This is a genomic window from Streptomyces ossamyceticus (assembly GCF_001418475.1).
GTDB lineage: Bacteria > Actinomycetota > Actinomycetes > Streptomycetales > Streptomycetaceae > Streptomyces > Streptomyces ossamyceticus.
This window is the reverse complement of record NZ_LIQX01000259.1, coordinates 1-9,683: the sequence shown is the minus strand read 5'-3', so window position 1 is coordinate 9,683 and position 9,683 is coordinate 1. Positions and strand designations below refer to the sequence as shown.

The window sequence follows — 9,683 nt, the reverse complement described above, 5'->3', positions numbered from 1 at the left end:
ACGTCGCCGGAGGCCGCCACGTCGCCGGAGGCCGCCACGTCGCCCGAGCCCGAGGAGGCGGCCACGGCCCCCGAGCCGGAGGCCGACGCCGCCGCGCCTTCGGAGCCGGTGGTCGCCGCCGAGGCGGAGCCGCAGGCGGCCCCCGTGGCGGCCTCCGGCGACGTGGCGGCTTCCGGCTCGGGGGCGGACTCGGCCTGCGGCTCCGCCTCGTCCGCGGCCTCGGGCGCTGCGGCAGCCTCGGGCTCGGCTCCGGACTCGACCTCGGGCTCCTCGACCGTCTCGGCCTGCGGCTCGGCGTCGGCCTGCTTCGTGGCCGTCGGCTCCGTCTGGACCTCGGGCTCACCCTTCGTGAGGGGTTCCGCGGCGGGCTCCGCCTCGGCCTCCGGCTCACCCTCCGCGACAGGCTCCGCCTCGGCCGCGGTGGCGGTCTCCGTGACCACCGGCTCCGCCTCCGCCTCCGCGACCGCCTCGGTCTCCCGCGCGGCCTCCTCGTCGGCCTCGACCACGGACTCGGCGGCCTCCGGGGCGGCCTCGGGCGCAGCCTCCGCCTTCGGCTCAGCGGCTGCCGCGACGGCCTCCGCCTCGACCTGCGCCTCTTCCTCTCTCTCGGCCTTGGCCGCCGCGCCCGGCTTCTCGGCCTTGGCCTCAGGCTCGGCGCCCGGCGTACCGGCCTCGGCCTTCGCGGGCTCCGCCTTCGCGGGCTCCGCCTTCGCGGGCTCCGCCTCCGCAGGCTCGGCCTCGGCCTTCGCCTTGGCCACCGGCGGCTCGGCCGCCGCATCCTCAGCCTCGGTCACCACCGCCTTGGCCTCCGCGGGCTCCGCCTCGGCCTTCGCCTCGACGGCCGCCTCAGGTTCCGTGGCCGCCTCGGGCTCCGCGACCGGCGTACCGGCCTCGGTCGCCGCCGCAGGCTCCCGCTCCTCCGTCCGCGGCTTCGGCACCGTCACGTTGTCGAAGGCCGCCGAGACCAGCTCGTCGGCGACGGACGAGGCCGGCTTGGGCCCGGAGCCCTGGGCCGGAAGCTTCGGCTCGGTCTCCCGCGAGGAGCCCCGCTCCTCCTCCCGCGCGGCACCCGGCTCGGACTCCCGCGGGGAACCCGGCTCGGCCTCCCGCAGGGAATCCCGTGAGGGCTCGGTGGTGGCTGATTCGGCACTCCCCTGGGGAGCCGTGGTCGTCGGCTCTGTCGGGGATACCTGCTCCGCCTCCTGCGAAGGGACCGTGTCGCGCCCCTTGCGTGAGCGGGAGAACGCGTTCCGCAGGAGAGAGAGAATGCCCATGTGCGCAACCCTTCGCGTGAGTTGTAGCCCGTCAATCCCTGGCCAGGACGGACACGTAAGGTTAGCCGCCGCGATTGGCGATCTTTGGGTGGGGCGGGAGGTTTCACTAACCCCGCGACTGGGAGCTGTCAATACCGCCCCAACTGCCGTGGGTTCACTTGACGTTCACTCTCCGTCCCCGTTCTCGAACACACGCGCCCCTAACGTCGCGCTCACACCAAAGGCACATAAGAGGGAGCGCAACGTGCGCAAGCTGCTGCCCATGATCGGCTCGCACCCCGGCGGCCGTTCCGCCATGACCTGTCGGTTCCGCTGTGGTGACGCCTGCTTCCACGAGGTGCCGAACACCAGCGCCAACGAGTACGTGGGCGACGTGATCGCCTCCGCGCTCAGCCGCCGGTCCGTGATGCGTGCCGCCGCCGTCGTCACCGTGGCCACCGCGGCCGGTACGGCGACGACGCTCGGCACCGCCCCGCAGGCCGCCGCGGCCGGCGCCGGGACCACCGCCACCACCAAGAGCGCCCGGAAGCCCAAGGCCGCCCGTGGCCTGCGGTTCGACGCCGTCGCGCCCAACACCGCGGACGCCGTGACCGTCCCCGGCGGGTACAAGCAGAACGTCGTCATCCGCTGGGGCGAGCCCATCCTGCGCGGTGCCCCGGCGTTCGACCCGGAGAAGCAGTCGGGCGCGGCCCAGGCCGGGCAGTTCGGCTACAACAACGACTTCCTCGCGCTGCTGCCGCTCCCCGGCGAGCGCGGCCGGGGGCTCCTCGTGGCCAACCATGAGTACACCGACGAGGTGCTCATGTTCCGCGGCTACGACGCCGCCAACCCGACCCGCGACCAGGTCGAGGTCGCCTGGGCGGCGCACGGTCTGTCCGCCGTCGTCGTCGAGGAGGACCGGCGGACGGGCAAGCTCACCGCCGTGCCCCGGCACCACCTCAACCGGCGGGTCACCGCCACCACCGCGTTCCGGCTGACCGGCCCCGCCGCCGGCTCGGACCTCCTCAAGACCTCCGCCGACCCGAGCGGCCGCAAGGTCCTCGGCACGCTCAACAACTGCTCCGGCGGCACCACCCCCTGGGGTACCACGCTGCACGGCGAGGAGAACTTCAACCAGTACTTCGCCAACAGCAGCCGGCCCACCGACAAGCGGTACGGCATCGGCACCGGCGCCACCGAGCGCAAGTGGGAGCGGTTCGACAAGCGGTTCGACGTGGCTCAGGAGCCGAACGAGGTGCACCGTTTCGGGTACGTCGTCGAGTTCGACCCGTACGACCCGACGTCCACGCCGCGCAAGCACACCGCCCTCGGCCGCTTCAAGCACGAGGCCGCGACCATCCGGCTCACCGCCGACGGCCGTCCCGTCGTCTACTCCGGTGACGACGAGCGCTTCGACTACTTCTACAAGTTCGTCAGCAGCAAGCGGATGAAGAAGGGGTCGAGCCGCGCCGTGCGCGAGCACAACCTCTCGCTGCTCGACGAGGGCACCCTCTACGTCGCCAAGCTCACCGGTGACTCCCCCGCCATCGAGATCGACGGCACGGGCAAGCTCCCGGCCGACGGCGAGTTCGACGGCAGCGGCGAGTGGATCCCGCTGGCCACCGCGACCGCCGAGGGCGCCGTCTCGCACGTCGAGGGCATGACCGCCGACGAGGTCTTCGTCTTCACGCGGCTCGCCGGTGACAAGGTCGGCGCGACGAAGATGGACCGCCCGGAGGACATCGAGCCCAACCCGGTCACCGGCAAGGTCTACGTCGCCCTCACCAACAACTCCAACCGCGGTGTCGGCGCCAACCCCAAGGCGGACGAGGCCAACCCCCGCAACGCCAACAAGCACGGCCAGGTCCTGGAGCTCACCGAGCGCTGGAACCGGCCCGAGAGCACCCGGTTCGCCTGGCTGCTGTTCCTCGTCGCGGGCGACCCCGACGACCCGGCGACGTACTTCGCGGGCTTCCCGAAGGACGACGTGTCCCCGATCTCCTGCCCGGACAACGTCGCCTTCGACCCGTACGGCAACCTGTGGATCTCCACCGACGGCAACCAGCTCGGCTCGCACGACGGCCTCTTCGGCGTGGCGACCAAGGGGGAGCGGCGTGGTGAGCTGAAGCAGTTCCTGACGGTGCCGAGCGGCGCCGAGACCTGCGGTCCGATCATCACCGGCCGCCGTGTCCTGGTCGCGGTGCAGCACCCGGGCGAGCTGGACGGCGCGTCCGTCGAGAACCCCAGGAGCACCTGGCCCGACGGCCCCGGCAAGATCGTCCGCCCGGCGGTGGTCGCGGTCTACCGCGCGGACGGCTGCGACATCGGCGTCTGAGTCGGAGGCACTGCGGACCTCTGTCCGTGCAGATGCGAACGCGGGCCGTTCTCCCGGTGGGAGGACGGCCCGCGGTGCGTCGCCGTGCGGCTCAGGGGGCCAGGCAGCTCACACCGGGCGCGGCGGCCGGGTCCAGCAGGCCGGCGGGGTCGAGGAGGCCGGCCGGGTCGGCCAGCTCGGTGACTCCGGCCGGGGTCTCGGTGAGGCAGGTGACCGTGGCCGTCGGGTCGGGGACCGCGTGGGCGGCCGGGGCCAGGGCGCCGGCGAGGGCGAGGGTTCCGAGCAGGACGGTGGCGGTGCGCCGCATGGCGAACATCCCCTTGTCAGATAGGAAGTGAATCGTCCGGTTGGACGGATCCGATCATTACGGCTTTCCGCCTGCGAACTCTCCTCCCGTCACCCGTGCGGGGCGGGCGTAACGATTCAGCGCCCTGCGCCGGGTTGACCGCCCCACCCATGCCGGACGGCGTCCGCCGGCGCCGGGCAGCGCCTGCCTCCGCCGGTGCCGGGCAGCGCCTGCCTCCGCCGGTCGGCGTCCGCCTCCGCCGGATGGCGTCGGCCTCCGCCGGATGGCGTCCGCTCGTGCCGGACGGCGTCTGCCTCCGCCGGTGGGCGTCTGCCTCGGCCGGTTGGCGTCGGCTTCCGCCGGATGGCGTCCGCTCGTGCCGGACGGCGTCTGTCTCCGCCGGTGGGCGTCTGCCTCGGCCGGTTGGCGTCGGCTTCCGCCGGATGGCGTCCGCTCGTGGCGGACGGCGTCTGTCTCCGCCGGTGGGCGCCTGGCCCCGCCGGACGGCGCCTGCCTCGGCCGGTGGGCGTCTGCCTCGGCCGGTTGGCGTCGGCTTCCGCCGGATGGCGTCCGCTCGTGGCGGACGGCGTCTGTCTCCGCCGGTGGGCGTATGCCTCGGCCGGTGGGCGTATGCCTCGGCCGGTTGGTGTTCGCCTCGGTCGGTTGGTGTCCGCCTCCGCCGGATGGCGTCCGCTCGTGCCGGACGGCGCCTGCCTCGGCCGGTTGGCGCCTGCCCCTGCCGATTGGTGTCCGCCTCCGCCGGTTGGCGTCCGCCCCGCCGTATGGCGTCCGCCCCTGCCCGATGACGTGTGCCTCTGCCCGATGACGTGGGCGCCTGCCCGATGACGTGTGCCTCTGCCCGATGACGTGGGCGCCTGCCCGATGACGTGGGCCCCTGCCAGAGGCGGCGCTCGATCTAGCGGGCCGCGTCCCTGTCGGGCGGTGAGGTGATCGTCCGGGCCGCCGCGACCTCCTGCCGCAGTGCCTCCAGCACGCTTCCCGGCGGACCGCTCAGGTCGGACCGCACCTCGTAGAGGACGTCCGTCCTCCGCAGCCCTTCCGCCAGATCCCGCAGTTGCAGGGCGACCTGGGCGACCTCGGCGGCGGACGGCGGCCGCGCCCCCTGCTTCACCCGGACCCGGGCCGCCGTCGTCGCGTCGACGATCCGCTCGACCGCCACCACCAGCGGCCACCAGGCCGCGGCCCGCCGCCCCGTCGGCGGCGGTTCGGTCAGGGCCCGCTGGAACTCCGTACGGATGGCCGACAGGTCCCGGTAGAGACGGCGGCGCTTCCGGGCCCGCCCGGTGGGGTCCTCCGCGCCGGGCCCGAAGACGTGCTCCACGTACGCGGCGGTGTCGGCGACGGCGTCCGCGAGCCGCGCCCCGACGCGGGCGTGCCAGCTCTCCGGCCACAGCAGATAGCCCGCGACGAGGGCGATGCCGCAGCCCACCAGGGAGTCGACGAGGCGGGGCGCGAGCAGGCCGGTGCCCTGGTGGTTGAGGATGTCGGAGAGCAACAGGATCACGGGGGTGATGGCGGCGGTCTGGTAGCCGTAGCCGCGGGGGGTGAAGACGGGGATGAGCGGGGCGAGGCACAGCATTACCGGGACGTCCCACCAGCCGCGCGGGACCTCCGCGAGGATCGCCGCCGCGACGACCAGGCCGACGACGGTGCCGAGGGCCCGCAGCAGCGCGCGGGAGAACACCGAGCCGAAGTCCGGCTTCAGGACGAAGGTGATGGTCAGCGCCACCCAGTAGGAGCGGGGCACGGCGACGAGGGAGACCAGCGCCTGGGCGATGCCGATGCACAGGGCGAGGCGCAGGCCGTAGCGCCAGGACGCGGCGGACAGGGCCACGTCACGGGCGGCCCGTGCGGCGCGCACCCGCAGCGGCGCGGTCCGCCCGAGGTGGTCGTCGGCCCGGGTCAGCGCGTCCGGCGACCCCTCGGTGACGACCTCGGCGGCGTGCCGCAGCGCCTGGTCGACCGCCTTGCCGATCTCGCTCGTCGGCGTGGGCAGCCGCAGCCCCAGCGGCCCGGAGTACCCGGTGTCGACGGCCTCGGCGACATGGCGGACGGCGGTGCAGATCTCGGCGGGCAGCGGGCGCCCGGAGAGGCGTACGGCGGGGGCGGCCTCGACGAGCGGGGTGACCGCGTTCAGCTGGGCGAGGAGCCGGACCAGGTCGGGGCTGCGGCCGTGGTGGCGGGCGCGGCGGGCCAGGATCAGGTCGTAGGACTGGTTGAGGGACTGGGTGACCGCGTGCCGGGCCGTGTCATAGGCGTCGGTGGTGTCCGCGGCGGTCGCGGCGAGCAGCTCGGCGACCTTGCGGTAGGTGTCGGCGACGGAGGCGCGTTCCGGTACGCCGGCCCTGAGCGGCCAGGCGAGGAGGGCCTGGACGAGGACGAGGAGGCCCCCGCCGGTCATCAGGAGGGGGGCCAGCCACCAGTCGCCCGGCATCGGCAGGCCCGCGCCGACCACGGAGTTGAGGAGGAGCAGCAGCCCCGACACGGAGGCGACGGCGCCGATCGTCGAGATCATCCCGGAGACCAGCGCGACCCCGGTGAGCGCGGCGACGGTGACCCAGCCGTGCCCGTACACGAGGGAGCCGAGGGTGATGCCGAGCGCGCTGAACAGCTGGGGGACCGCGATGTTCAGCAGCCGCATGCGGTACGCGTCCGCCGTGTCGCTGATGACGCCCGACAGGGCGCCCATCGAGGCGAGGGCGCCGTACTCGGGGCGGCCGGCGGCGAGGCCGAGGGCGAGCGGCAGGGTGAGGGCGACCGCCGCGCGGGCCACGGCGGGCCGGTTGACGGGCGGCGCCTGCTGGGGTTGGAGATTGCGGACCAGCCAGTCGGGCGGGGTCAGGCCGAGGGCGAACGGGCGGGGCATGCGGCCATTATCACCGCCGGAGATCGTCCGATTATGTGAAGTTTTTGGTGGGCCGTGGGCCGTGGGCCGTGGGCCGTGGGCTGTGGGCTGGGGGCGACGAGGGCGCGCCGTGCCCGTCGCCCCCGGCGTCACTTCCGCTGGTGGAGGGTCAGGTCGGCGACCACCGCGTTGTGGTCGGTGCCCCGCAGCTTCAGGAACCGGGTCTCGCGGGCGGAGAAGTCCTTCGAGGAGACGAGGACGTGGTCGATCTGGGCACCGAACCTCGGGGTGGTCCGGGAGGGCCAGGTCGCTCTCCGGCCGTCCCCGGTCAGCCGGGCGGCGTCGCCGAGCCCCGCGTCGAGGAGGTCGCGGAACGCCGCGTGGTCCTGGGTGGCGTTGAAGTCACCGGCGACGATGGTCGGGGTCTTGGTGTCGGCGGCCGCGTACGCGCGCAGCGCGCCGAGCTCCCGCCGCCAGGTGCCGACCTGACCGGCCAGCGGCGGCATGGGGTGCGCCAGCTGCAGCCTTACGCGGTGGCCCTTGACGTCGGCGACGGCGCCGGGCATGCCCATCGAGCCGGGGATCGGATCGGTGCCCTTGAGGGGGTGGCGGCTGAGGATGACGGAACCGTCGGAGCCGTAGCCCTCGACGGCCCTGCGGTAGGGGTAGGCGGGCTTGTCACCGCTGAGATCGCCGAAGGTGTCGCGGAGGGTGGCCGAGCAGGTGGCCTGGCACTCCTCGACGAACACGATGTCGGGGCGCTCGCGCTTCACGGCCTTCACGAGGGCGGCGGTGCCGTCGCCGAAGTGCACGTTGGAGGTCATGACCCGGATCTGGGCGAGGACTGGACCGTCCGGCGCGGTCGCCTTCCCGTACGGCTCGACGTACCAGGCGAGCGCGCCCAGCAGCACCACGCCCCAGGTCACGCCGGTCCAGGAGCGCGCCAGGGCGAACAGGAGCAGGGCGAGGCCGGTGGGGGCGAGCAGCCAGGGCAGGAACGCGAGGAGCTGGGGGACCGGGGTGAAGGCGTCGACGCCGATCAGCCGGCAGAAGACGACCGCGGTCACACCGAACAGCAGCAGGAAGGCGAACCCCTTCTTGCCGCCGTGGGTGGGCCGGCGGGTGGTGACCGGCTCGGGCCGCTCCATGGTCGTGCTCTCCAAGGCCGGCCTTCCGTTCGCCCGCGGTGGTTCTGTGCTCCTCGTTCAAGGACGAGGGGGAAGGGCCGAAGGTTGCGCGCGAAACCGGGGACCGGCCGGACGGGCCCACCACGCTCACGGGGCGGCGCCAGGAGTCGGAGAGGAGCCGGCTCGGTGCGCGAGGGGGTGTTGCGGTCGTCCGGCGTGCGGGGTCAGGCGCGCCTCTCCTCCGGGGCCGTCGCCAGGGACCACATCACGAAGACCGAGGCGGCGATGACGATGACCGACCAGACGGGGGCGTACGGGAGGAACATGAAGTACGCGATGGCGTAGAGGGACGCCAGGGCGATTCCCACACCTCGCGCCCAGTCCCGGCCCTGGAGGATGCCCCAGCCGGCGAAGGCGACGACGGCTCCGAGGACGAGATGGATCCAGCCCCAGGTGGTGAGGCTGAACTCGAACACGTAGTCGCCGATGTTGGTGTAGACGTCGTCCGTGGCGATCGCCGCGATGCCGTTGAGGATGCCCAGCACCCCGCCGACCATCATGAGGACACCGGCGAAGACCGTGCCGCCGATGGCCCAGGAGGTACCGGAGTGCCGTCCCTGCGGGGGCGTCGGGGTCGAGATGGTCTGGTGGGTGTGGGCGTTCGAACGCGGCTCGGCGCTGTGCTGGGCCATGGGAGGGCCTCCTCAGAAGGGCGGACAGCTCACCCGCATGCTCACGCGGGGCGGAGGGCGCCGCACGCGCTGTAGGCCGAACGGGTGAGGGGCCCGGGCCCGGCCCCAGCCGGGTGGAAGTCCTCCGGCGCTCAGTCCAGCCGGGTCAGGAAGTCCTCCAGCGCCTTGTTGAAGGCGTCCGGGCGTTCCAGGTTCGGCAGGTGGGCCGCACCGTCGATCACCTGGAGGACGGAGTCGGGCAGGGCGGCGTGCATGGCCTCGGCGTCGGCGACCGGGGTGTACTCGTCGTCGGCGCCCACGACGACCAGCGCGGGCACGGCGACGCGGGTCAGCAGGTCGTTGTAGTCGGGGCGCTCGGCGCGTCCGCGCAGGGCCGCCGCCGCGCCCTCGGGGTCGGTCGCCGTCATCATGCGGTGCACATGCGCCGCGACCTCCGCGTCCGCGTACGGCGCGACCATCTTGTACAGCACCTCGTCGGCGTACCCGCCCATCCCCTCGCGCAGCAGCCGGTCGGCCATCGCGTTCCGGGCGCGCCTGCCCTCCTCGGTCTCGGCAGTCGGGAAGGTGTCGGCGAGGACGAGACCGCGCACGCGGTCCGGGAACAGCCGGTAGCACTCCATGGCGATCTGGCCGCCCATGGACAGGCCCGCGAGGACGACGTCGCGGACGCCCAGGTCGTCGAGGAGCGCCGCGATGTCCTCGGCGAAGACGGAGAGCGGGGTGAGACCGGGAACGACGGGGGAGGCGCCGTAGCCCCGCAGATCCGGGGCGATGACCCGGCGGGTCGCGGCGAACGCGCTGAGCTGGGGCCGCCACATCGTGCGGTCGAAGGGGTGGCCGTGGACGAGGACGAGAGGGAGCGCCGACCGGCTCGCTTCCCCTTTGTCCTCGTATGCGAGGAAGGGTGCCATGTGTTCGACCCTAGGTCGCCCCAACTCCTCGGTGCAATAAGATCTTTGCCCTCGGTGCAATGTGTGGCGGTGCTCCGGGAGGAGGGCGGGCCCGGACGTGGTGAGCATGAGCGACTACCGGCGGATCGCCGACCGGATCGCGGAGGAGATCGCCGCCGGGCGGCTGCGCCCGGGGGACCGGCTGCCGCCGCAGCGGGTGTTCGCCCGGCGGCG

7 protein-coding genes and 1 pseudogene are annotated in these 9,683 nt (G+C 73.7%); 2 read left to right on the top strand and 6 right to left on the bottom strand.

Features of this window, described 5'->3' with window-relative positions; genetic code table 11:
* Window positions 1-1,274, bottom strand: a pseudogene (locus AOK15_RS45115) (hypothetical protein); the annotation flags it as partial.
* Between the two features lie 244 nt (window positions 1,275-1,518).
* Between AOK15_RS45115 and AOK15_RS20040 the strand changes: the two are divergent.
* The gene (locus AOK15_RS20040) at window positions 1,519-3,588 is read left to right on the top strand and encodes a PhoX family protein (RefSeq protein ID WP_055518781.1); all 2,070 of its coding nucleotides are present in this window, start codon (window positions 1,519-1,521) and stop codon (window positions 3,586-3,588) included.
* 91 nt (window positions 3,589-3,679) lie between these two features.
* Here the strand turns inward: AOK15_RS20040 and AOK15_RS20035 are convergent, their stop codons facing one another.
* The 5 genes from AOK15_RS20035 to AOK15_RS20015 all read right to left on the bottom strand — a co-directional run bounded on the left by AOK15_RS20035 (window position 3,680) and on the right by AOK15_RS20015 (window position 9,470).
* A complete protein-coding gene (locus AOK15_RS20035) occupies window positions 3,680-3,895 on the bottom strand; it encodes a hypothetical protein (protein WP_055518783.1) in 216 nt (71 codons plus the stop codon).
* Between the two features lie 895 nt (window positions 3,896-4,790).
* Window positions 4,791-6,761 (bottom strand): FUSC family protein, encoded by a 1,971-nt coding sequence (locus tag AOK15_RS20030; RefSeq protein ID WP_055518779.1) that lies wholly within the window; start codon window positions 6,759-6,761, stop codon window positions 4,791-4,793.
* 128 nt (window positions 6,762-6,889) lie between these two features.
* Entirely contained in the window at window positions 6,890-7,903 is a 1,014-nt protein-coding gene (locus tag AOK15_RS20025) for an endonuclease/exonuclease/phosphatase family protein (protein ID WP_055518777.1), read from the bottom strand.
* 188 nt (window positions 7,904-8,091) lie between these two features.
* Complete coding sequence (locus AOK15_RS20020) at window positions 8,092-8,559, bottom strand: DUF7144 family membrane protein (protein WP_055518772.1); 468 nt, start codon at window positions 8,557-8,559, stop codon at window positions 8,092-8,094.
* 131 nt (window positions 8,560-8,690) lie between these two features.
* Entirely contained in the window at window positions 8,691-9,470 is a 780-nt protein-coding gene (locus AOK15_RS20015) for an alpha/beta fold hydrolase (protein ID WP_055518770.1), read from the bottom strand.
* Between the two features lie 106 nt (window positions 9,471-9,576).
* Between AOK15_RS20015 and AOK15_RS42350 the strand changes: the two genes are divergently transcribed.
* On the top strand, window positions 9,577-9,683 hold a 107-nt coding region (locus tag AOK15_RS42350), incomplete at its 3' end, for a GntR family transcriptional regulator (RefSeq protein ID WP_157870313.1).